This is a genomic window from Streptomyces sp. NPDC101178 (assembly GCF_044767965.1).
In the GTDB taxonomy this organism is placed as follows: Bacteria; Actinomycetota; Actinomycetes; order Streptomycetales; family Streptomycetaceae; genus Streptomyces.
Window position 1 is genome coordinate 337,163 of sequence record NZ_JBIWOZ010000008.1, and the last position, 22,479, is coordinate 359,641.

The 22,479-nt window shown below is 72.2% G+C and carries 21 protein-coding genes; 9 read left to right on the forward strand and 12 right to left on the reverse strand.

Annotated elements, in window-relative coordinates:
• The first annotated feature begins 100 nt into the window (after nucleotides 1-100).
• The gene (locus tag ACIRR8_RS24015) at nucleotides 101-1,378 is read left to right on the forward strand and encodes an exo-beta-N-acetylmuramidase NamZ domain-containing protein (RefSeq protein ID WP_404068285.1); all 1,278 of its coding nucleotides are present in this window, start codon (nucleotides 101-103) and stop codon (nucleotides 1,376-1,378) included.
• Nucleotides 1,379-1,444: 66 nt separating this feature from the next.
• Here ACIRR8_RS24015 and ACIRR8_RS24020 read toward each other — a convergent pair whose 3' ends face one another.
• A complete protein-coding gene (locus ACIRR8_RS24020) occupies nucleotides 1,445-1,927 on the reverse strand; it encodes a GNAT family N-acetyltransferase (RefSeq protein WP_404068287.1) in 483 nt (160 codons plus the stop codon).
• 278 nt (nucleotides 1,928-2,205) lie between these two features.
• Between ACIRR8_RS24020 and ACIRR8_RS24025 the strand changes: the two genes are divergently transcribed.
• Nucleotides 2,206-2,823 carry a hypothetical protein gene (locus ACIRR8_RS24025; RefSeq protein ID WP_404068290.1) on the forward strand — a complete coding sequence of 206 codons (618 nt, stop codon included), beginning with the start codon at nucleotides 2,206-2,208 and terminating at the stop codon, nucleotides 2,821-2,823.
• 71 nt (nucleotides 2,824-2,894) lie between these two features.
• On the forward strand, nucleotides 2,895-3,641 hold the full coding sequence (locus ACIRR8_RS24030; RefSeq protein WP_404068292.1) for a 3-keto-5-aminohexanoate cleavage protein: 747 nt from the start codon (nucleotides 2,895-2,897) through the stop codon (nucleotides 3,639-3,641).
• Between the two features lie 18 nt (nucleotides 3,642-3,659).
• Here ACIRR8_RS24030 and soxR read toward each other — a convergent pair whose 3' ends face one another.
• On the reverse strand, nucleotides 3,660-4,142 hold the full coding sequence (gene soxR / locus ACIRR8_RS24035) for a redox-sensitive transcriptional activator SoxR (protein ID WP_404068295.1): 483 nt from the start codon (nucleotides 4,140-4,142) through the stop codon (nucleotides 3,660-3,662).
• 135 nt (nucleotides 4,143-4,277) lie between these two features.
• Between soxR and ACIRR8_RS24040 the strand changes: the two genes are divergently transcribed.
• A complete protein-coding gene (locus ACIRR8_RS24040) occupies nucleotides 4,278-4,739 on the forward strand; it encodes a MaoC family dehydratase (protein WP_404068298.1) in 462 nt (153 codons plus the stop codon).
• 20 nt (nucleotides 4,740-4,759) lie between these two features.
• On the opposite strand, the gene ACIRR8_RS24045 is transcribed toward ACIRR8_RS24040, so the two are convergent.
• From ACIRR8_RS24045 to ACIRR8_RS24055, 3 genes are all read right to left on the reverse strand, one after another.
• Nucleotides 4,760-5,419, reverse strand: a complete 660-nt coding sequence (locus ACIRR8_RS24045; protein WP_404068300.1) for a TetR/AcrR family transcriptional regulator — start codon at nucleotides 5,417-5,419, stop codon at nucleotides 4,760-4,762.
• A gap of 99 nt (nucleotides 5,420-5,518) precedes the next feature.
• A complete protein-coding gene (locus ACIRR8_RS24050; protein ID WP_015607581.1) occupies nucleotides 5,519-5,809 on the reverse strand; it encodes a YiaA/YiaB family inner membrane protein in 291 nt (96 codons plus the stop codon).
• A gap of 98 nt (nucleotides 5,810-5,907) precedes the next feature.
• Complete coding sequence (locus ACIRR8_RS24055; protein WP_404068302.1) at nucleotides 5,908-7,059, reverse strand: acyl-CoA dehydrogenase family protein; 1,152 nt, start codon at nucleotides 7,057-7,059, stop codon at nucleotides 5,908-5,910.
• Nucleotides 7,060-7,136: 77 nt separating this feature from the next.
• Between ACIRR8_RS24055 and ACIRR8_RS24060 the strand changes: the two genes are divergently transcribed.
• From ACIRR8_RS24060 to ppk2, 3 genes are all read left to right on the forward strand, one after another.
• Nucleotides 7,137-7,778 carry a TetR/AcrR family transcriptional regulator gene (locus ACIRR8_RS24060; protein WP_404068305.1) on the forward strand — a complete coding sequence of 214 codons (642 nt, stop codon included), beginning with the start codon at nucleotides 7,137-7,139 and terminating at the stop codon, nucleotides 7,776-7,778.
• Between the two features lie 139 nt (nucleotides 7,779-7,917).
• Nucleotides 7,918-8,883 carry a DMT family transporter gene (locus ACIRR8_RS24065; RefSeq protein ID WP_404068307.1) on the forward strand — a complete coding sequence of 322 codons (966 nt, stop codon included), beginning with the start codon at nucleotides 7,918-7,920 and terminating at the stop codon, nucleotides 8,881-8,883.
• Nucleotides 8,849-9,862: a polyphosphate kinase 2 gene (ppk2, locus tag ACIRR8_RS24070; protein ID WP_404068309.1), complete on the forward strand. Its 1,014-nt coding sequence runs from the start codon at nucleotides 8,849-8,851 to the stop codon at nucleotides 9,860-9,862. Before ACIRR8_RS24065 ends, ppk2 begins: the two co-directional genes overlap by 35 nt.
• Here ppk2 and ACIRR8_RS24075 read toward each other — a convergent pair.
• The 7 genes from ACIRR8_RS24075 to ACIRR8_RS24105 form a co-directional block, all read right to left on the reverse strand.
• On the reverse strand, nucleotides 9,859-10,938 hold the full coding sequence (locus ACIRR8_RS24075) for a Zn-dependent alcohol dehydrogenase (protein ID WP_404068312.1): 1,080 nt from the start codon (nucleotides 10,936-10,938) through the stop codon (nucleotides 9,859-9,861). The genes ppk2 and ACIRR8_RS24075 overlap by 4 nt on opposite strands.
• Nucleotides 10,939-10,972: 34 nt before the next feature.
• Nucleotides 10,973-12,367, reverse strand: a complete 1,395-nt coding sequence (locus ACIRR8_RS24080; protein WP_404068315.1) for an aldehyde dehydrogenase family protein — start codon at nucleotides 12,365-12,367, stop codon at nucleotides 10,973-10,975.
• A 187-nt stretch (nucleotides 12,368-12,554) separates the two neighbouring features.
• Complete coding sequence (locus ACIRR8_RS24085) at nucleotides 12,555-13,928, reverse strand: ABC transporter ATP-binding protein (RefSeq protein WP_404068318.1); 1,374 nt, start codon at nucleotides 13,926-13,928, stop codon at nucleotides 12,555-12,557.
• 132 nt (nucleotides 13,929-14,060) lie between these two features.
• Complete coding sequence (locus ACIRR8_RS24090) at nucleotides 14,061-15,440, reverse strand: MFS transporter (RefSeq protein WP_404068321.1); 1,380 nt, start codon at nucleotides 15,438-15,440, stop codon at nucleotides 14,061-14,063.
• Nucleotides 15,440-16,858, reverse strand: a complete 1,419-nt coding sequence (locus ACIRR8_RS24095; protein WP_404068324.1) for a CitMHS family transporter — start codon at nucleotides 16,856-16,858, stop codon at nucleotides 15,440-15,442. The genes ACIRR8_RS24090 and ACIRR8_RS24095 overlap by 1 nt, the downstream gene beginning before the upstream one ends.
• Nucleotides 16,859-17,033: 175 nt before the next feature.
• Nucleotides 17,034-19,217 (reverse strand): molybdopterin-dependent oxidoreductase, encoded by a 2,184-nt coding sequence (locus ACIRR8_RS24100; protein WP_404068327.1) that lies wholly within the window; start codon nucleotides 19,215-19,217, stop codon nucleotides 17,034-17,036.
• 127 nt (nucleotides 19,218-19,344) lie between these two features.
• Entirely contained in the window at nucleotides 19,345-19,965 is a 621-nt protein-coding gene (locus ACIRR8_RS24105; protein ID WP_404068582.1) for a TetR family transcriptional regulator, read from the reverse strand.
• Between the two features lie 187 nt (nucleotides 19,966-20,152).
• On the opposite strand from ACIRR8_RS24105, the gene hmgA reads away from it, so the two are divergent.
• Together hmgA and ACIRR8_RS24115 are read left to right on the forward strand one after the other, a co-directional pair.
• A complete protein-coding gene (hmgA, locus tag ACIRR8_RS24110; RefSeq protein WP_404068330.1) occupies nucleotides 20,153-21,472 on the forward strand; it encodes a homogentisate 1,2-dioxygenase in 1,320 nt (439 codons plus the stop codon).
• A 53-nt stretch (nucleotides 21,473-21,525) separates the two neighbouring features.
• A complete protein-coding gene (locus tag ACIRR8_RS24115; protein WP_404068333.1) occupies nucleotides 21,526-22,398 on the forward strand; it encodes a GntR family transcriptional regulator in 873 nt (290 codons plus the stop codon).
• The last annotated feature ends 81 nt before the right edge of the window (nucleotides 22,399-22,479 follow it).

The window sequence follows — 22,479 nt, forward strand, 5'->3', positions numbered from 1 at the left end:
GGCCTGGGACAGGTCGACGCGGCCCAGGTCGTTCCGTGCGGCCCGTGCCCGCGCTAGCGTGCGTGGCCATGACAGTCGGCGCGATCATGGAGGTAGCGGAATGAGCCTGTCCCGACGTGGTGTGCTGGCCGTGGGAGCGCTGGCGGCGACGGCGGCCGGAACCGGTGGAGCCGCCGCTGCCGCACGTGGCCCCGGACGCGGCCCCGGACACGGACCCGGACGCGACCGGGTCCGTACCGGCTTCGACCGGCTGGCCGCCGACGGCTACCGGCTGCTGCGGGGCCAGAAGGTCGGGGTCGTCACCAACCCGACGGGTGTCACCGCCGACGTCACGCACATCGTCGACGTGATGCACCCGGACGACCGGGTGAACCTGACCGCCGTCTTCGGCCCCGAGCACGGCTTCCGGGGGACCGCGCAGGCGGGCGGCTCGGAGGGGCGGTACGACGACCCGGCGACCGGGCTGCCGGTCTACGACACGTACCTGAAGAGCGGGCAGGACCTCGCGGACATCTTCACCGCGTCGGGCGTGGACACGGTGGTCTTCGACATCCAGGACGCCGGCGCGCGCTTCTACACGTACATCTGGACGCTGTACGACTGCATGGAGGCGGCCGCGCTCGCGGGCAAGCGGCTGGTGGTGCTGGACCGGCCGAACCCGGTGACCGGACGGGCGGCGCTGGGTCCGGTGCTGGATCCGGCGTACGCGACGTTCGTCGGGCGCCGGGAGATCGCGCAGGCGCACGGGATGACGGTGGCGGAGCTGGCGCTGTTCTTCAACGCGGAGTTCCTGCACGAGAACCCGGTGCGGCTGGAGGTGGTGACGATGGAGGGGTGGCGGCGCTCGGACTTCTTCGACGCGACCGGGCTGCCGTGGGTGCCGCCGAGCCCGAACATGCCGACGCCGGAGACGGCCCTCGTCTACTCCGGCACCTGCCTCTTCGAGGGCACGAACCTCTCCGAGGGCCGGGGCACCACACGCCCCTTCGAGCTGCTGGGCGCGGAGGGCATCGACCGCCGCTGGGCGGCGGCCGCGAACGCGCTGCGGCTGCCGGGGGTCGCCTTCCGGGAGGCGTACTTCGCGCCGACGTTCTCCAAGTTCCAGGGCAAGACGGTCGGCGGGGTGCAGGTGCACGTCCAGGACCGGGAGGCCTTCGACCCGGTCCGTACGGGCATCGCGCTGCTGGTGACGGCGAAGCAGACGTGGAGCGGCTTCGCCTGGCGCCCGGACAACTGGATCGACAAGCTCACCGGAAACGCCGAGGTCCGCACGATGATCGACGCGGGGGCGGACACGGACGCGGTGGTGGCCGCGTGGCGGGCGGATCTCACGGCGTTCCGGGCGAAGCGACGGAGGTATTTGCGGTACGGGGGGTAGTGCGGCGAGGGGGCGGGGGCGCGCGGGGCCGGGGCACGCGCGGAAGCGCGCCCCGGCAGACCGCTCTCAGCCCGCGAGGTCCATGTCGCCGAGGTACTCGCCGTCGCTGGTCAGGCCGCGCTTGCGGTAGCCGAGCTTGAGGTAGAACTCCTCCGGGCCGCCCTCGCCGGGATGCCAGGTCACGGTGGAGACCGTCCCGCCGCGCCGCCGGATCTCCTCGTTCACCGCGCCCACGGCGAACCGCCCGTACCCCCGCCCCTGCTCCCCGGCGGCGACGGTGAGCCGCCAGAGGCCGGAGCGTTTCGGGGCATCCGGCACATCGGCGTCGTAGTCGAACGTGGTGTCGAAGAAGGCCATCACGAAGCCCACGATCCGGTCGCCGTCACAGATCAGCCGGGGCCAGGCGACGTCGGGATGCACATAGGCCTCGGCCAGGGACTGCGCGACCGGCGAGACGAACTTCCGCTGCTCGGGAGCGACTTCCAGCCGACAGGCGTCGAGCACCGTGTCGGGCGTGACCTTTTCGAGGCGGGGCGAGGCTGCTGTCATGGGGCCAGCCAATCGCATCCGCCCGGCACTCCGCCACCGGTTTCCCCTGGTCAACGGAGGGGCGCGAGCAGCCGCCGGTACCGGAACGCCGAGCGCCCCGGCACCCGTGTGCGCCCTCTCACCACCCGTCCGCGCGCCGTTCCGCTTCCGCCCGTGATCCCCGCCCGACATGCGCAGTCTCAGCCAATGGACGGATTTCATCTTTCGATGGAGCCGAAACGGGCAGGCGTACGTCCACTCCTTGACGCCGATGGACGAACGACGGAGGTGGCAGTGGCATGGCCGGTTTCCGGAGTCTTGCGAGACAGGTCCGCGATCCGCTGGGTGATCTGGCTCTGCGCAGGTATTCGTTGCGCAAGTGCCTGGAGAGGTTCGCCCCGTACGGGCACCGGGCGACCTGGGACCATCTGTGCGCCCGGCACGGGATCGATCCCGAGGACCGGGCACCCGATCCGGCGCGCCTGCTCAGCGCGCTGGAGGAGCTGGAGGAGGCGCGGGGCATCTGGCTCGCCTACGAGGCGGGGTTCGCCGAGCGGCGGCGGCGCGAGAAGCACGAGGGGCTGCGGCGGCCCGGCGCGTTCGACGACTGGCACCGCCGGACGTGGGGCGGCCACGGGGTGGCGCGCTGCGCGGATCCGGAGGTGCACCCCAGTGAGCCGCTCGCCGAGGTACTGCGCCGGCTGATCGCGGCGCTCGGCTCCGGTCCCGGTTCCGCCTGCCCGGTCTGTGCGGACACCGGGATCGAGTGGCGCCAGGAGCGGCAGCGCGGGCACGAGCCGTGGTCCGGTCCGGTGTGCACGGGGTGCGGGATCGCGGTTCCGCAGCCGGTGCTGACGGACCGCACGCTGGCGAGGGCCCGGTTGGTACGGCACCGGAGGCTCGCCGCGGCGGCGTAGGGGCGGGTCCCGGAGTGCTCGGGCGGTCGCTCCCGAGGCCGTTGTCAGTGGTGGATGTCACCATCGGGGACATGATCCAGGTCTGCCTGAACGGCCGGCGTGGTGCGGATGCTTCGGCCGCCGTGCCCCTGTCCCCCGAAGCGCTGGCCCGGTCGGCGGCCGATGCCGTCGCCGCCGGGGCCACCGACATCCATGTGCATCCGCGGACCCCCTGCGGGGACGACACACTCTCGCCCCGGGTGGTGGCCGCGACGCTGACCGCGATACGGGCGGCGGTGCGGGTGCCGGTCGGGGTGACGACGGGCGCCTGGGCCGAGCCGGACCCGCGGCGCCGGGTGGAGCGCGTACGGGAGTGGTCGGTGCTGCCGGACCACGCCTCGGTCAACTGGCACGAGCCGGGCGCCGAGGAGCTGGCCGCCGCACTGCTGGAGCGGGGCGTGGGCGTGGAGGCCGGGCTCTGGTCGGGCACGGAGGGGTACCGCCTCTTCCGCCGCTCCCCTCTGGCGCCCCGGGTCCTGCGGGTGCTGGCCGAGGTCACCGACACCGACCCGGCGACCGCGACCGGTTCGGCCCGCCTCCTCCTCGCCGAGGTGGCCGCCGCGCACGGCCGCCCGGTGCTGCTGCACGGCGAGGACGGCGGCGCGTGGCCGGTGGCAGCGCTGGCCTTCCGGCTCGGCCTGGACACACGGATCGGCATGGAGGACGTGACGGTGCTGCCGGACGGCCGCCCGGCCCGCTCGAACGCGGAACTGGTCGCCGCGGCGGTGCGGTTACGACAGGGGCGGAAGCCGCTCCAGAGGTGCACCGGGGTGCCCTGAGGGCTCCCAGGGGGTGTCCTACTCCTGCTCTTCCGCCGTGGCGCGCCTGCGTTCGGGCATCAGGCGGGAGCCGGTGATGCGTTCGCCGGAGATGTCGTCGGGGTTGGAGAGCACGCAGTTCTCCAGCGAGAGACAGCCGCAGCCGATGCAGTCGGTCAGATGGTCGCGCAGCCGGTGCAACTGCTTGATGCGCTCGTCCAGTTCCTGGCGCCAGGCCTCGGAGAGGCGGGCCCAGTCGTCCCGGTTCGGTGTGCGCTCCTCGGGCAGGGAGGCGAGTGCGTCGCGGATCGTGGCCAGCGGGATGCCGACGCGCTGGGCGGCGCGCACGAAGGCGACGCGGCGCAGGGCGTCGCGGGAGTAGCGGCGCTGGTTGCCGCTGGTGCGGCGGCTGCTGATCAGGCCCTTGGACTCGTAGAAGTGCAGAGCGGAGACCGCGGCGCCGCTGCGCGCCGAGAGCTGGCCGACCGAGAGTTCGTGGAGTGTCTGTGGGATCTGTGGCACTCCGCAGACCCTACTGCTCCCCCGGCGGCCCCCACCGCCCGATCGTTGACAGGAACGCACCGCACCAGGATGCTGAGCAAGCGCTTAGACATCGCGCCGTACGGCGCGGCGAGCCGGAAGGCAGGGAGCCGGAACATGGCAGAGCCGAAGATCTTCACGTCCGCACAGGAGCTGCGGGACGGAGTGGGCGAGCAGCTCGGACACAGCGACTGGCTGGAAGTCGACCAGAAGCGGATCGACCTGTTCGCCGAGGCGACCGGTGACCACCAGTGGATCCATGTGGATCCGGAGCGCGCGGCGGCCGGGCCGTTCGGCACGACCATCGCCCACGGCTATCTGACGCTCTCGCTGCTGCCCGCGCTGGTGCCGCAGGTGATGCGGGTCGAGAACATGAAGATGGGCATCAACTACGGGACCAACAAGGTCCGTTTCCCCTCCACCGTCCCGGTCGGCTCACGGCTGCGGGCCACCGCCGTGCTCACCGACGTGGAGGAGGCCGGGGGCGGCGTGCAGATCACCGCGCTCGTCACGGTGGAGCGCGAGGGGAGCGAGAAGCCGGCCTGTGTCGCCGAGTCGGTGTCGCGCTACTACTTCTGACGCCACCACTTCCGACGACATCACTCCTGAGCGGCGGATTTTGGGGTGGCGGAGCCGGCCGGCCGGGCTCCGACCATCCGCAGGACGAGGTCGGCGTAGAGCGCGCCGACCTCGTCGGGCGTGCGGCTGCCCTGCGCGTTGAACCAGCGGGCCACGTCGATGCAGAGCGAGAGCACGGCGAGGGTGGTGCCGGGGATGTCGGGGACGTCGAACTCCCCGGCCCGCACGCCCTCGCTGATGATCCGGCGCACCACCGCGTCGCTCCTGCGGCGCAGCTCGACGATCTCGGTGCGGTGCTCGGGGCCGAGGGCGTCGAGCTCGTACTGGACGACGCGCGCGGTGGTGTGGCGCTCTGCGTGCCAGCGGACGAAGGACCGTACGGCTCCGGCGAGCCGCTCGGCGGCCGTGCCGTCCCGGTCGGCCTCGGCCTGGAGCACGTACAGCGCCCGGTCGTGGCCGATCTTGCTGATCCGGTGGAGCAGCTCTTCCTTCGTCTTGTAGTGGATGTAGAGCGCAGCCGGGCTCATCCCGGCCCGGCCGGCGATGTCGCGGGTGGTGGTCGCGTGGTACCCGCGCTCGGCGAAGGCGTCGACCGCGGCGACGAGGAGCCGCCTGGCCGCCTCGGGCGTGACCTCGCCCCAGGGAGCGTCGTCGCCGCTCGTCTCCTCCGCCGTACTCATCGCCCAGGGCCCCTCTCCGTCAACAGGACGAACACCATACCCCGAACCTGAGCAAGCGCTTAGGGCTGTCTCATGGGGCGGTGCGGACGCGGTCCGGAATCAGAGCTTCTGGAAGGGGTCGTGCTCGGCGAGGATCTTCTCCAACCGGGCCTGGTCGACCCGGCTGACGATCTGCCCGGCCTCCTGCCGGTCCCGGATCACCTTGGCGAGGGTGAAGCAGGAGGTGACGAGGTAGAGCACGCCGATGGCGAGGAAGCCGCGCACCCAGGCGTCGGCGTCGAGGAAGAAGATACCGAGGGCCACCGCGCCCATCGCCACCAGGAAGGAGGCGACGGCCTGGCCGTAGAAGGCGGCGGTGCTCTGCTGCTTGACCGATGTCGTGTCACTCATGGACCCAGCATCCGCCGACGTGGCGCACGCCACATCCGTGCCCGTACTCAGGCCGGCTACTCAGACACCCGTGCGAGCCGGGATCACGGCAATCGCGATCAGAACGCCGAGACGCCCGTCAGCGCGCGGCCGATGATGAGCTTCTGGATCTGGCTGGTGCCCTCGTAGAGCGTCATCACGCGGGCGTCGCGGAGCAGCTTGCCGACCGGGTACTCGTCGATGTAGCCGTAACCGCCGAAGACCTGGATCGCGTTGTTGGCGCAGCGGACGGCGGCCTCGGAGGCGTACAGCTTGGCCTGGGAGGCGGCGGTGGCGAACTCCTGGCCCCGGTCGATCAGGTCGGCGACCCGCCAGGTGAGCAGGCGGGCCGCCTCGACGTCCACGGAGATGTCGCTGAGCAGTTCCTGGACGAGCTGGTGGCCGGCGATGGGCGTGCCGAACTGCTCGCGCTCACCGGCGTACCGCAGGGAGGCGTCCAGGGCAGCCTGGGCGATGCCGACGCAGCCCGCCGCGACCGACATACGGCCCTTGGCGAGGGCGGACATGGCGACGGTGAAGCCCTTGCCCTCGGGGCCGAGGAGGGTGTCGGCGGGGACGCGGACGTCCTGGAGGACCAGTTCGGCGGTGGCCTGGCCGCGCAGGCCGAGCTTGCCGTGGATGGTGCGGCGGGTGAGGCCGGGGGTGTCGGCGGGGACGAGGAAGGCGGAGACGCCGCGGTGGCCGGGGCTGTCGTTCGTCCGCGCGAAGAGCAGGACGACGTCGGCCCAGGTGCCGTTGGTGATGAACATCTTGGTGCCGTTGATGACGTAGTCGCCGCCGTCGCGTACGGCCCGGGTGGCGAGGTTCCCGGCGTCCGAGCCGGTGCCGGGTTCGGTGAGGCCGAAGCAGCCGATCGCCTCGCCGGCGGTGAGCCGGGGCAGCCACTGCCGCTTCTGCTCCTCGCTCCCCCAGGACGCGACGGTCTTGGCGACCAGGCCGAGCGAGACGGAGACGATGCCGCGGACCGAGGAGTCGCCGCGGCCGAGCTCCTCGGTGACCAGGCAGTACGTGAGGTGGTCGCCGCCGGAGCCGCCGTACTCCTCCGGGACGGTGAGGCCGAGGAAGCCGAGCGCGCCGAGCTTCTTCACGACCGACCTGTCGACACTCTCGGACCGGTCCCAGGCGACGACGTGCGGCGTGACCTCGCGGGCCACGAACTCCTCGGCCAGCCGCCGGACGGCTTCCTGCTCCTCGCTGAGCTCCAGGTTCATCGCGCGCCACTCCACTTCTCGTGCGCTACTTAATTAGCACTGCTAGTTTCCTGTTCGCAGCGCCTACTATGAGCCGCATGGCCCGACCGCGCAAGCCCCTCCTCAGCAGAGACCGCATCGTCGAGGCGGCGAGCGCGCTCGTGGACGCCGAAGGGCTCGACGCCGTCTCGACGCGCCGGCTGGCGGCGGTGCTGGGGGTCAGCGGGCCCTCGCTCTACAACCACTTCCGCAACAAGGACGAGATCCTCGACGCGGTCGCCGACGCCGTCTCCGTACAGGTCGATCTGTCGATGTTCGACGCGTCCGACCCGCGCGGCTGGCGGGAGGCGCTGCACGACTACGCGCTGTCCTACCGGGCCGCCCTGGCCGCGCACCCGCACATCGTGCCGGTCCTGGCACGGGGTCCGGGACGCCGGCCGGCGGGGCTGCGGGTCGCGGACGCGGTGTTCGGGGCGATGGTGGGGGCGGGGTGGCCGGCGGCGCAGGCGACGCGGATCGGGGCGCTGATGCGGTACTTCATCACCGGGTCGGCGCTGGGATCGTTCGCCGGGGGGTTCGTGGACGACGAGAGCGCGTACGACCCGGCCGACTATCCGCACCTGGGGCAGGCGCATCTCCTGGCGGAGCGGCGGCGGCAGGTGGACGAGGGGGCGTTCGAGGTGGGGCTGCGGGCGTTGCTGGACGGGTTGGCGCTGCAGTACGAGGAGTACGGGGCGTGATGGTGGGGATGCGCCTGTTCGGCCCGCCCGGCGTTCGAGGACGGGCCGCACCTGTCAGCCCGGAGGGTGGTGGCCCGCCGATTGACGGGCCACCGCAATTCGGTGGGCGGTGGAGCGGTTCGGCTCTACCGTCGTGGCCATGACGACGACCCCCGCTCCCGCCACGTCCTGGCGGGCCACCGCCGCCGCATGCACCACCGTGGTCCTGTGGGCCTCCGCCTTCGTCTCCATCCGCAGTGCGGGCGAGGCCTACTCCCCCGGTGCGCTCGCCCTCGGGCGGCTGCTCGCGGGCGTGCTGGTGCTCGTGGCGATCCTCCTCGTACGCGGGGAAGGGCTTCCGGAGCGCGGGGCCTGGCGCGGGATCGTCACGTCCGGGGTGCTGTGGTTCGGGCTGTACATGGTGGCGCTCAACTGGGGTGAGCAGGAGGTCGACGCCGGGACCGCCGCGATGCTCGTGAACATCGGGCCGATCCTGATGGCGCTGATGGGCGCCCGCATGCTCGGCGAGGGGCTGCCGCGCCGGCTGCTGCTGGGTATGGGCATCTCGTTCTCCGGCGCCGTCGTCGTCGGCCTCGCGATGTCCGGGCACGGCAGCTCGTCCGTGCTGGGCGTGGCGCTCTGCCTGCTGGCCGCGGTGGTGTACGCGCTGGGCGTGGTGAGCCAGAAGCCGGCGCTCGCGTACGGCTCCTCGCTCCAGATCAACACCTTCGGCTGCCTCATCGGCGCCGTCGCCTGCCTGCCCTTCACCGGCGTGCTGATCTCCGAGGCGGCCGACGCGCCGATGTCGGCCACGCTGAACATGATCTACCTCGGCGTCTTCCCGACCGCGCTGGCCTTCACCACCTGGGGCTACGCGCTGGCCCGGACCACGGCGGGCCGGATGGGCGCCACCACGTACGCGGTCCCGGCGATCGTGGTCCTCATGGCGTGGGTGCTGCTGGACGAGGTGCCGACACCGCTCGGCGTTCTCGGCGGGCTGCTCTGCCTGGCCGGGGTGGCGGTCTCCCGGAGCCGTCAGCAGACTGGGCCCACACGCGGAAACCCGGCTGGGCCGGTGGAGGGAGACCGTCATGACGCGGAGCGCCAGGGCGCACGGCGACCTTAGCGGGCGCAGGAGGAAGGGCGACGGCGAGCAGGCTGCGCGGGCGGCCCGCCACGGCGGGCCGTATCTCGACGGGTTCAAGGTGGCCGACAGCGGTGACGACGACCCGGTCCTGGTCGAGCCGGCCGGCCATGCCCAGGACGCGTGGCGTGAGGACTACCCGTACGAGCGGAAGCTCCGGCGCCGCGACTACGAGAAGGCCAAGCGCGCCCTCCAGATCGAGCTGCTGAAGCTCCAGCACTGGGTGAAGGAGCGCGACGAGCGGCTGGTGATCCTCTTCGAGGGGCGGGACGCGGCGGGCAAGGGCGGCACGATCAAGCGGTTCACCGAGCATCTCAATCCGCGTGGTGCGCGCATCGTGGCGCTGGAGAAGCCGACCGAGCGTGAGCGCACCCAGTGGTACTTCCAGCGGTACGTGGCCCATCTGCCGAGCGCCGGGGAGATCGTGCTGTTCGACCGCTCCTGGTACAACCGGGCCGGGGTGGAGCGGGTGATGGGGTTCTGCACGACCCGCGAGTACCTGGAGTTCATGCACCAGGCACCCGGCTTCGAGCGGATGCTCGCCCGGGACGGCATCCACCTGGTGAAGTTCTGGTTCTCCGTCTCGCGCAACGAGCAGCGCAACCGGTTCATGATCCGGCAGATCGATCCCGTACGGCGGTGGAAGCTGAGCCCGGTCGACCTGGCCTCGCTGGACAAGTGGGACGAGTACACCGAGGCCAAGGAGCTGATGCTCTTCCACACCGACACGGCCGACGCGCCGTGGACGGTGGTGAAGAGAAACGACAAGAAGCGGGCCCGGCTGGAGGCGATGCGGCATGTGCTGGACCGCTTCGACTACCCGGGCAAGGACCCCGAGGTGGTCGGGGTGCCGGACCCGCTGATCGTGGGCCCGGCCTCCCGGCTGTTCGAGGAGGGCGAGATGGACACCCGGCTGCTCGGACCGGTGGCCTCGACCTCCCGGACGACGAACACCCCCTAGAACACCACCAGCGCTCGGCCGCCCTTGCCCGCGATCATGTTGTCGAAGGCGGCGGGAATGCCGTCGAGCGCGATGCGTTCGGTGACCATCATCGACAGGTCGAAGCGGCCCGCGCGGATGTGGTCGGCCAGGGCCGGCAGAACGCGGGCCGGGTCGCTGTTGCCGTAGACGCAGCCGGTCAGGGACCGGCCCCAGTGGAAGATCTCCAGGGCGTTGAACGTGACCTCCTGGTCCTTGCCGCCGATCCCGACGACCGTCGTACGGCCGCCGCGCCGGGTGGACTCCCAGGCGGCCCGGATGGTCGCGGGCCGGCCGACGCACTCCACCGCGACGTCCGTGCCCTGGCCGCCGGTGAGCTTGCGGATCTCGCGCGGGGTGGTGGCGGAGGCGATGACGTAGTCGGTGGCGCCGGCCTGCCGGGCCAGCTCCTCCTTGGCCGGGGAGACGTCGACCGCGATGATTTTGGAGGCGCCCGCGATCCGGGCCGCCTGGAGGACGGCGAGACCGACGCCGCCGATCCCGAAGACCACCACGCTCTCGCCCTCGCGGACCCGGGCGCTGTGGTGGACGGCCCCGTAGCCGGTGAGGACCGCGCAGCCGAGGAGGGCGGCGTCGGTGAGCGGGATGCCGTCGGGGGCCGGGAGCACGCAGTTCGCGGCGACGACGGTCTCCTCCGCGAAGGCCGCCACGTTGAGGCCGGGGTGGAGGTCGGTGCCGTCCGCCGTACGGGCGTGGAGGTTGGCGGTCCCCTTCAGCGCGTCGGCGCAGAGCCAGACCTCGCCGAGCCCGCAGTGGAAGCAGGCACCGCAGGAGGGCGCCCAGTTGAGGACCACGCCGTCGCCGGGCGCGACATGCGTGACGCCGTCCCCGACCGCCAGGACCGTACCGGCGCCCTCGTGGCCGAGGACGGCGGGCACCGGGACGCGCATGGTGCCGTTGGACAGGGACAGGTCGGAGTGGCAGACGCCCGCCGCGGCGAGCGCGATGCGCACCTGGCCGGGGCCGGGCTCCGGCAGGACGATGTCGGTGATCTCCAGCGGAGCTCCGACGGCGGGCAGTACGGCGGCGCGGACCACGAACAGACTCCTCGGAGGAAGGGGTTACGGGGGGTCAGAACTGGAGCGACTTGGTCTGGAGGTACTCCGCCAGACCGTGCGGCCCCAGCTCGCGGCCGACCCCGGACTGCTTGTAGCCGCCGAAGGGGGCCAGCGGGTTGAACCGGCCGCCGTTGATGTCGACCTGTCCGGTCTCCATCCGGCGGGCGAAGGCCACCGCTTCCTCGTCGTCGGCCGCCCACACGGCTCCGGCGAGGCCGTACACGGTGTCGTTGGCGATCCGGAGGGCGTCGTCCACGTCCTCGTACCGGAGGATCGAGACCACCGGGCCGAAGATCTCCTCCTGGGCGATGGTCATGTCCGGGGTGACGTCGGCGAAGACGGTGGGGCTGACGTAGTAGCCGGTCGGCAGGGGCGCGGCGGGGCCTCCGGCGATCAGCCGGGCTCCCTCGTCCATCCCCTGCTGGATGTAACCGCTCACCCGGGCCTGCTGCTTGGCGTTGACGAGGGGGCCGACCCGCTCGCCGGGGGCGTACTTGAGGACGGCGTGGGCGGCGAGCTCCACGGCCTCTTCGTACCGCTCGGAGTCGACCAGCATCCGGGTCCAGGCGCTGCACGTCTGGCCGGAGTTGGTCATCACGTTGGCGATGCCCACGTTGACCGCCTTGGCGAGGTCGGCGCCGGGCAGGATCACGTTGGCGGACTTGCCGCCGAGTTCGAGGGCGACGCGCTTGATCGCGGCTCCGGCGGTGGCGCCGATCTGCCTGCCGACGGCGGTCGAGCCGGTGAACGAGACGAGGTCGACGCCCTCGTGCTCGGCGAGCGCCTGACCGGCGACCGGGCCGAGGCCGGTGACCAGGTTGAAGACCCCGGGCGGCAGGCCGGCCGCCTCGGTGGCCTCGGCGAAGAGCTGGGCGGTGAGCGGAGTGTCCTCTGCGGGCTTGAGGACCACCGTGCAGCCGGCGGCGAGGGCCGGGGCCACCTTGGCGACGATCTGGTGGAGCGGGTAGTTCCACGGGGTGATCGCGCCGACGACGCCGACCGGCTCCATGAGGACGGTGGAGTTGCCGATCTTCTCCTCGAAGGCGTACGAGGCGGCGAGTTCGGCGTACGAGGCGGCGACCAGGACCGGCACGGCGGCGTGGACCATCTGCGAGAGCGGCAGCGGCGAGCCCAGCTCGGCGGTGATCGTCTCGGCCATCTCGTCCTTACGGGCCGCCAGCGCGTCGCTCAGCGCGGAGAGGCGGGCGGCGCGCTCGGCGGGCGGGGTGGCGGCCCACGCGGGGAACGCGGCGCGCGCGGCCCGCACCGCCGCGTCCACGTCCTCGGCCGTGCCCGCGGGTACGCGGGCGATGAGCTGCTCGTCGGCCGGGTTCACGACCGCGATCGTGTCCTGGCCGACGGCGGGCCGCCACGCTCCGCCGATGTACATCTGGTCATGGGCCTTCATGGCTGTTTCCTCCCGGACGGGTTGTGCACGACGCCGACGTACTGTCGTCTGCCCCGACCGCCCAAACTAGCGCCGTTAGTTTTCCGGCGCCAGGGAGCTTCCGGAGATGCCGGTCACGCCTGTCACGCCCCCCTCGTGCCGGTCACGCCGGGAGGCGCACGCCCCCGGGAGGTCCGGGGAGGGACTCTCAGCCGTCCAGCCCCGGCACGTCCTGCGGCAGCGGGCAGATGCGGCGGCCGTAGTGGTCGAAGACGTACAGGTGGGCCAGGTCCACCAGCAGCGGCACCTGGCCGCCGGTCCGCAGCCGCATGTCGGGGCCGGTGCGCACCACCAGGTCGCCGGAGATGACGGAGGGCCGGTCCGGGGTGCGGACCGGGCTCGGGTCCGGCGCGGGTTCGTCGAGCGTGACGACCGGGCCGCTGATCCGCGCCCCGGCCCGTCCCTTCAGCCGGTCCAGGACACCGAGCGCGCCTGGTGCGCCGCCTCCGGGGCGGGCCGCGGCGGCTCTGCGGCGGCGGGGCATGGACCGGGGCTGGGCCGATTCGAGGTCCGGGACGATGGCGGGCCGCGAACCGGTGTTGAGGTGGACCAGCGCCTCGTGGCCCTGGTACTCGACGTGCTCGACGATCCCGCTGAGCGCCACCTCGCCGGGGCGGGCGTGGCTGGGCGGGGCGATCCGGACCGCCTCCGAACGCAGTCCCACGATGATCCGGCGGCCCTGCTGGATGCGGAGCAACTGGTGGTCGGGGCTGAGGGGTTCGGGCAGCGCGAGCCGCTGACGGCCGAGGTCGATCGACATCCGGCCCTCCAGCGGCGCGTGGACGACGGCCTGGAGGAGGTTGATGCGCGGCGTGCCGATGAACGCGGCCACGAAGACGTTGTCGGGAAGCGCGTAGACCTCGCGGGGCGGGCTGACCTGTTGCAGGACGCCGCCGCGCATCACGGCAACCCGGTCGCCGAGCGACATCGCCTCCGCCTGATCGTGCGTCACATAGACCGTGGTGACGCCGAGTTCCCGGGTGAGCAGGGCGATCTCGGCGCGCAGATGGTTGCGGAGCTTGGCGTCCAGGTTGGAGAGCGGCTCGTCCATCAGGAAGACGGACGGCCGGCGCGAGATCGCCCGGCCCATCGCCACGCGCTGGCGCTCGCCGCCGGAGAGCTGGGCCGGGTAGCGGTCGAGTACGTGCTCGATGCCGAGCATCCGGGCGGTGGCCTCGATCCGGGCGGTGTTGTCCTCGCGCGGGTTCTCCAGCTTCAGCGGAAAGCCGATGTTGGCGCGGTTGGTCATGCTCGGGTACAGCGCGAAGTTCTGGAACACCATCGCCATGCCCCGTTCGCGCGGCGGGATGTGGTTGGCGAACGCGCCGTCGAGCAGCAGCTCGCCCTCGCTGATCTCCTCCAGGCCCGCGATCATGCGCAGCACGGTCGACTTGCCGCAGCCGGAGGGGCCGAGCAGCACGACGAACTCGCCGGGCTCGATGGAGAGCGTGAACCGGTCGACGGCACGCCGGTCCCTTCCGTAGCTCTTGCTGACGTGGTGCAGGGAGATGGCGCGCGTCATGAGGTGTCCCCGGGATGAAGAGGTGTGGCGTCGCGGTGGGGAGCGGCTTTGGAGGGAAGCTAGCCCACCGGCCGGGGTGTGGGAATGACTCGCGCGAACGTTGGGACGTGTGAGGCGTACGGGGTTGATGTCTCACGAACGGTTTCGGTCGGCCGGGAACGCGTCGTCCGCCTGGTCCCGTTCGCGTACGGGTGCGGGCTCCGGAGGTACAGGTGCGGGCTCCGGGGGTACGGGCGCGGGCTCGGGAGGTACGAGCTTGGGCTCCGGAGGTACGGGTGCCGGTTCCGCCGGTACGGAGGTGGCCCGGGCCGTTCGTCCGCCGCGCAGGCCCAGGCCCGCCGCCGCCAGCAGCAGACCCCCGAGCAGCGCGAACGGGGCGGCCGCACCTGCCGTACCCGCGATCAGGCCGGCGGCGGCAGGGGCGGCGGCCTGGCCGAGCCGGTTGCCGGTGAGGCGCAGGGCCAGGGCGGTGGACCGGGCCTCGGCGGGTGCGGCCTGGACCACCGTGGTCATCGACAGCGGCTGGCCGACGCCGAGGCAGAAGCCGAGTGCGGCCAGCATGGCGGCGAGCACCGGGACGGGGACCGGGAGGACCATGCCCGCGCAGAGCAGGCCGGCCAGCAGGCAGCTGGTGGTCAGCAGGGCCGTCCGGCCGAGCAGCCGCAGCATCGGGGTCATCACCAGACGGCAGGCGATGGTGGCGGCGGCCCGCAGGCTGAGCAGCAGCCCGACCGTGGCCGGCGCGATCCCCCGGTGCTCGCCGACGACCGGCAGGTAGGCGGTGAGGATGTCGGTGGCGGAGAGGACGGCCATGCTGATGAAGATCCCGGCCGGCACGCCCCGCGCACCGAGGATCCTGGTGACCGGGACCTTGGCGGCGGCCTTCTTCGTGGCGGGCCCGGCGCCGGGCGTACGCCGGTGCTCGATACGCCACAGCGAGGTGAGCGCGACCGCGCAGACCCCTGCCGAGACGAGGAGCGCGAGTGCGCTCGTACGGCCGAGGGCACCGCTCTCTCCGGAGATCAGCGATCCCGCGGCGATCGGGCCGCCCAGCTGGCCGAGCGAGGCGCCGATGGTGAAGTGGCCGAAGTTGCGGTCCTGTTCGGCGGGGGCGGACCGGCGGGCCACGATCGACTGCGCGCCGATCACGAAGCAGAGGTGGCCGAGGCCCATCACCCCGCTCCAGGCGGCCATCGCGGTCAGCGAGGAGACGACCCCGCTGAGCGCGCAGCCGCCGGAGATCAGCACCACGCCGATCGGCAGCAGGGGCGCGCACCGGCCGTGGTCGGTGCGGCGGCCGAGCGGGACGGCCGCGAACAGCGGCAGCAGGGCGTAGACCCCGGCGATGATGCCGACCGCCGTCTCGTCCGCGCCCAGCGCGAGGGCCCGGTAGGAGACGGCGGGCCGCGCCATCGACACCGCTCCCTGCGCGAAGGCGAAGGCGATGACGAGGCGCAGCAGCCAGCCCCTGCCGGGCCCGGCCCCGGGGACGGGCCGCCTCGCGCGAGGCATCAGATCGTGCCGAACAGGATGCCCGCTCCGAGCACCACCAGCGAGGTCAGCACCGCCCACTTCACGGTGAACCGGGTGTGGTCGCCGAACTCCACCTTGGCCATGCCCACGAGCACGTACACGGCCGGGACCAGCGGCGAGGACATGTGCAGGGCCTGGCCGGCCAGCGAGGCGCGGGCGATCTCCAGCGGGGAGACGCCATGGGCGGCGCCTGCTTCGGCGAGGACGGGAACGACGCCGAAGTAGAAGCCGTCGTTGGACATGAAGTAGGTGAGCGGCAGACTGAGCAGCCCGGTCACGATCGCCATGTGCGGGCCCATCGCGTCCGGCACGGCGCCGACGACCCAGTCGGCCATGTGCTCGACCATCCCGGTGCCGGTGAGGACGCCGGTGAAGACGGCGGCGGCGAAGACCATGCCGGAGACGTTGAGGACGTTGTCGGCGTGGGCGGCGATGCGGGCCCGCTGGTCGGGCATGTGCGGGAAGTTGACGGTGAGGGCGAGGGCGGCGCCGAGGAGGAAGAGCACCGGGATCGGCATCAGTTCCATGATCATGGCCGTCAGCAGGGCGACGGTGAGACCGGCGTTGAACCAGTAGAGCTTGGGCCGCAGCGTGGAGCGGTTGGGGTCGAGGCCCTTGAACTCCTCCTCGTCGTCGGCGTTCTCCCCGTCATCGTCCTGCGTGAGGTCCGCCGAGCCCGTGCCCGAGGCGGCGGGGCCCTTGCTGAGGCGGTCGCCGCCGCCCGCCCCCGCCATGACGGTCTCCTGCTCCGGCTCCCGTACCAGCGCCTCGTCCAGCGTGAGGATGCCCAGACGCTTGCGCTCGCGCAGCCCCAGCACGTACGAGAGCAGGAAGACGGCGAGCAGGCCGACGGCCAGCGCCGGGATCATCGGGATGAAGATCTCGGAGGCGTCCAGCTTGAGCGCGGTCGCGGCGCGGGCGGTGGGGCCGCCCCAGGGCAGGGTGTTCATGACGCCGTTCGCCGTGGCCGCCACACCGGTCATGACGACCAGGCTCATCTTCAGGCGTTTGTAGAGCGGATACATCGCCGAGACCGTGATCATGAACGTGGTGGAGCCGTCGCCGTCCAGCGAGACGATCGCGGCGAGCACCGCCGTACCGACGACGATCCGCATCGGGTCGGCCTTGCAGAACCGCAGGATGGCCCGGACGATCGGGTCGAAGAGGCCGACGTCGATCATCACACCGAAGTAGACGATGGCGAACATCAGCATGGCGGCGGTCGGCGCCAGGTTGCCGACGCCGTCGATGACGTAGTCGCCGAGCTGCGCTCCCTGTCCGACGGCGACACAGAAGAGTGCGGGGATCAGTACCAGCGCCGCGATCGGCGACATCTTCTTCGTCATGATCAGGACCAGGAAGGTCGCGATCATGGCGAAGCCGAGGATTGTCAGCATGGGGGTTACCTAACGTTCATCCTTGAACTCCCACCGGTCTCGGCGGTCGGTCCGGACGACGTTAGGGGCCTCCTCGAAGAGTTAACAAGACGTTGACGCGTGAGCAATACGAGCAAAACCCCAGGTCAACGCGGTGGTGTTGGAGAGAGGGCTACGGGGAGAGCTACGGCGGGGGTTACCGGGACGGGGTCACCGTCACCGGAATGGCGTTCAGCACGGCGGTGCCGGACAGCGGGTCCAGGAGCGTGCCGTCCAGCAGCTGGTTCACGTTGGCCCCGGGGTGGGCGGCGGCCACCGACATCCGGGTGCCGGGGCGGCTGTGGCCCCAGCCGTGCGGGAGGCTCACCACTCCGCTGCGTACGGTGTCCGTGATCTCGGCCGGAGCCTCGATCCCGCCACCGGCCGACTCGATCCGTACGGTCGTTCCGTCCACGAGCCCGAGCCGGGCCGCGTCGTCGGGGTGGATCTGGAGCGTGCAGACGTTGGAACCGCCGCTGAGCGAGCCGACATTGTGCATCCAGCTGTTGTTGGAGCGCAGATGGCGGCGGCCGACGAGGACGAGCGGGGCGGGCCGGTCGCCCAGTGCCCGGCGCAGGCGCGGCAGGTCGGCGGCGATCGGGGCAGGGAGCAGTTCGATGCGGCCGGAGCGGGTGCGCAGGACCTCCGGGACGCGGGGTTTCAGCGGGCCGAGGTCGATGCCGTGCGGATGGGCGAGGAGCCGGTCCAGCGTGAGGCCGTACGGGCCGAGCCGGAGCATGAGGTCGAGACGGCGTTCGGGCCCGCTGTCGCCGGTCAGTTCGGCGGCCAGCTCCTTCGGGGCGCCGGCCTTGGTGAGCGCGGTGGTGATGGCCAGGTCGTCGACGGCGGAGGGCGGGGCGCCGTGCATTCCGCCGACCGCGAGGATCAGCCGGGCGTGGATCTCGCTCTCGTCCATCCGTCCGTCCTCCAGCGGGACGGGAGCGCGGGTGTAGCGGACCTGGTTGTGGACGGCGAAGGAGTTGAACGCGAAGTCGAAGTGGGCGCTCTGCGAGGGAGGCGGCGGGGGCAGGACGACGTCGGCGTGGCGGGAGGTCTCGTTCAGGTACGGGTCGACGCTGACCATGAAGTCGAGGTGGCCGGCGAGCGCCGCGTCGAGCCGGTCGCCGTCCGGGGCGGAGAGGACGGGGTTGGCGGCGAGGACGACCAGGGCACGGATGCGGCCCTCGCCCGGCGTCTCGATCTCCTCCGCGAGTGCGGCGATGGGCAGTTCGCCCTTGGCCTCGGGATGGCCGGAGACCCGGGACCTCCAGCGGCCCAGGGCGAAGCCGTTGCCGGGGGCGGCTTCGCGCGGTGCGCGGGCCGTGGCGGAGAGCGGGAACAGGGTGCCGCCGGGGCGGTCCAGGTTGCCGGTGAGGATGTTGAGGACGTCCACCAGCCAGCTGGCGAGGGTTCCGTGCTCGACGGTGCAGCTGCCGATCCGCCCGTAGACGGCGGCGGTCGGAGCGGCGGCCAGTTCGCGGGCGAGGGCGGTGATGGTGGCCGCGTCCACATCGCAGGCGGCGGCGACCGCGTCCGGCGTGAACCCGGCCAGGGCTGCGGCGAGTTCGTCCGCGCCTTCCAGGTGCTCGGCGAGTACGCCGGGGTCGGCGAGCTTCTCCTGGAGCAGCACGTGGGCCATCGCGGCGAGGAGCAGCGCGTCGGCTCCCGGCCGGATCGCCACGTGCCGGTCGGCGAGGCGGGCGGTCCGGGTGCGGCGGGGGTCGATGACGGTGAGCGTGCCACCACGTCGGCGCAGCGCCTTGAGACGGCCGGGGAAGTCGGGGGCGGTGCAGAGGCTGCCGTTGGACTCCAGCGGGTTGGCGCCGATCAGGAGGAGGTGGTCGGTGCGGTCGAGATCCGGTACGGGGATGGCGTTGGCGTCACCGAAGAGGAGCCCGCTGGAGACGTGTTTGGGCATCTGGTCCAGGGTGCTCGCCGTGAAGACGTTGCGGGTGCGGAGGGCGGCGAGCAACAGGGGCGGGTGGAGGGCGCCTGCCATGGTGTGGACGTTGGGGTTGCCGAGGACGACGCCGACGGCCTGCGGGCCGTGGGCTTCGACCAGGGCCGGTATGCGGGCGGCGATCCGGTCGAACGCCTCGGTCCAGGACGCCTCCCGCAGCTCCCCGTCCTCCCCGCGCACGAGCGGGACGCGCAACCGGTCGGGGTCGGCGTCCAGGCCGCCGAAGGACGCGCCCTTGGGGCAGATGAAACCCCGGCTGAAGATGTCGTCCCGGTCGCCGCGCGCCCCGGTGACGGTCGTCCCCTCGATGGTGAGGGTGAGGCCGCAGGTGGCTTCGCAGAGCGGGCAGATACGCGGTGCGGTACGGGATGCGTGGGACATGGGGGCCCTCCCCGGGGCGACGGCGGTGGCGGCACTCGGACGGCACCGCGAGCATACCGACCGGTACGCATGGTGGGGAGGTGCTGGACGGCGGGCACTTCGGCCGCGAGCGGACGAGCCCGCCCCCTCAGTCCAGAATCTGCGCGAGGTACGCCAGGACCAGCCTCCGGGTCTCGGCGACGATCGCCGGGTCGCCCGACGGGTCCGTACGGAAGGCGAGCTGGAGCAGCGCGTCGGCGGCCTCGACGCTCACCAGGATGGCCCGCAGCAACTCCGGGCCGGGGTCGCGGCCGAGGTGTCCGGCCAGGAGCTCGGCGAGCCGGCCCGCGAGGCGCCGGTTGGCGTCGTCGCCCGCGTCCTGGTCCGGCGCCGGCGGCCCGAAGTCGACCAGCGCGAAACCGGGCACGGTCCGCTTCATCGCCAGGTACTCGTCCAGCACCGCGTCGATCGCGCCACGCCAGTCGTCGGCGGGGAGCGCGTCGAGCCGGGCGGTGATGCGCTCGGCGTAGAGGTCCAGGTTGCGCAGCGCGAGAGCCTCGACCAGGGCCCGTTTGTTGGAGAAGAAGCGGTAGACGGAGCCGATGGGCACATCGGCGCGCGACGCGACGTCACGGGTGGAGAGCTGTTCGTAACCGGTCTCGTCGAGCAGTCCGGCGCAGGCGTCGAGTATCCGGGCGAGCCGGTCGGCGCTGCGCTGCTGCACGGGGGCGCGGCGGAGGTTCGGGTTCGGGTGGGGCACGAGACCCATGATGCCGTGCACGCCCCGGGCACCCTCCGCAAGCCCCTCGGAAGCCACCTCACCCCCCTGACCGGCGCCCGGAGCCCTCGAATGGCGTGATCCAAGCCGTTGACGCGCCCGCCTCCTATTCCTACGGTGTCCCATAGGATTCGTTGTCCGGCGAATCCAAGGGCTTCACGGTCACCGGGAGTGCGGGATGAACGGCATCGAGCAGGCGAGGAAGACGGCGGAGGGGCTGACGTACTCCTCGGGTTTCGGCAACGAGCACAGCTCGGAGGCGGTGCCGGGGGCGCTGCCGCACGGCCGTAACTCTCCCCAGCGCGCCCCCCTCGGCCTCTACGCGGAGCAGCTGAGCGGCTCCGCCTTCACCGAGCCCCGCGCCGACAACCGCCGCTCCTGGCTCTACCGGATCCGTCCCTCCGCCGCGCACCCGGCCTTCACCCGGACCGACAACGGCGGCCTGCGCACGGCACCCTTCACCGATTCCGTACCGGACCCGAACCGCCTCCGCTGGAACCCGCTGCCCGACCCGGCGCCCGGCACGGACTTCGTCGGCGGACTGTGGACCCTCGGCGGCAACGGTGACGCCGCCCAGCGCACCGGAATGGCCGTGCACCTCTACCACGCCAACTCCTCCATGACGGACCGGGTGTTCAGTGACTCCGACGGCGAGCTGCTGATCGTCCCGGAGCGCGGCGGCCTGCTGCTCCGGACCGAACTGGGCCTGCTGCGCGCCGAACCGGGCCACATCGCGCTGATCCCGCGCGGTGTCCGCTTCCGGGTGGAGCTGCTGGAGGAGACGGCACGCGGGTACGTCTGCGAGAACTACGGCCGCCCGTTCGTGCTGCCGGACCTCGGGCCGATCGGCGCCAACGGGCTGGCCAACGCGCGGGACTTCCTGGCCCCGGTCGCCGCGTACGAGGACGAGGACCGGCCGGTGGAGGTGGTCAACAAGTTCTGCGGCAACCTCTGGTCGGCGACGTACGACCACTCGCCGCTCGACGTGGTCGCCTGGCACGGGAACCACACGCCGTACGTCTACGACCTGCACCGGTTCAACGTCATCGGCTCGATCAGCTACGACCACCCCGACCCCTCGATCTTCACGGTGCTGACCTCGCCGTCCGACACCCCGGGTCTGGCCGGTGTCGACTTCGTGGTCTTCGCGCCGCGCTGGCTGGTCGGCGAGGACACGTTCCGGCCGCCGTACTTCCACCGGAACGTGATGAGCGAGTACATGGGGCTGATCGACGGCGCGTACGACGCGAAGGCCGACGGCTTCGTCCCCGGCGGCGGCTCGCTGCACAACATGATGTCGGCGCACGGACCGGACCGGGAGACCTTCGACCGGGCGAGCGCGGCGGAGCTGAGGCCGCAGAAGATCGACGACGGGCTGGCCTTCATGTTCGAGACCCGCTGGCCCGTCATCACGACCTCGCAGGCGGCCGACGCGGACCATCTGCAACGCGGTTACGACGACGTGTGGCAGGGTCTGAGCCGCAACTTCCGGCCGTAGCGACGGGCCACAGGCGGCCGGAGGGGCCCGGAGTGCGGGACGGGGACGACGACGTGACAGAGAGCCATGAGACGACGAGTGCCGAGACGGGGACGCCCGGGGACGCGGGGGCGCTCGGGGACGCGGGGGCGCTCGGGGACGCGGGGGCCGAGGCGAACTCGGCGGGGAGGCCGCACCCGCCCGCCTTCGCGCCCGACTCGCTCGTCCTCAACCGGAAGCTTCCGCTCTGGTACCAGGTCTCCCAGTCGCTGCGGGCCTCCATACTCGGCCGCCCGCGGGAGGCCTCCCTCCGGCTGCCCACCGAGGAGCAGCTCGCCGGGCACTACGGGGTCAGCGTGCTCACGATGCGGCAGGCGCTGAAGGAGCTGGAGACCGAGGGCCTGATCAGCCGTCACCGGCGGCGCGGCACCTTCATCGAGCCGCGCGCCCGGCGGGTCTCGCCGGTCCGGCTGCTGGGCTCGGTCGACGCGATCGTCGCCCAGCAGTCCGGTGAGGCGACGACGGTTCTCGGCCATGGTCCGGTGCCGGTGCCGGGCGACCTGGCGGAGTTCTTCCCGGACTGCGGCGAGGTGGTCAGCTACCGGCGGCTGCGCCGCGACGGCGAGAGCGAAGAGCCGACCAACTGGGCGGAGAACGCGGTGCGCTCCGACATCGCCGCCCGCATCGACGTGGCGGACCTCGAACGCTGGCCGATGACCAAGGTGCTGCGCGATGTCGTCGGCGTCCGCATCTCCCGGATCACCGACACGGTGGAGGCCCGCCTCGCCGACCCGGTCACCGCCGAACTCCTCCAGGTCCCGCTGCTCAGCCCGATCCTGCACTACACGGGCGTGACGTACGACGAGGAGGGCCGCGTGGTGGATGTGGCCCGGATCCGCTACCGGGGCGACCGGTTCTCGTTCTCCGTGACGGTGGAGGCCCACTAGGGCCTGTCGTCAAACTGCCGCCTGCCGGGCGGCGGGGGCCGGTTGGCGACAAGCCCCGGGACCCCCCCAACCGGGCGCCCC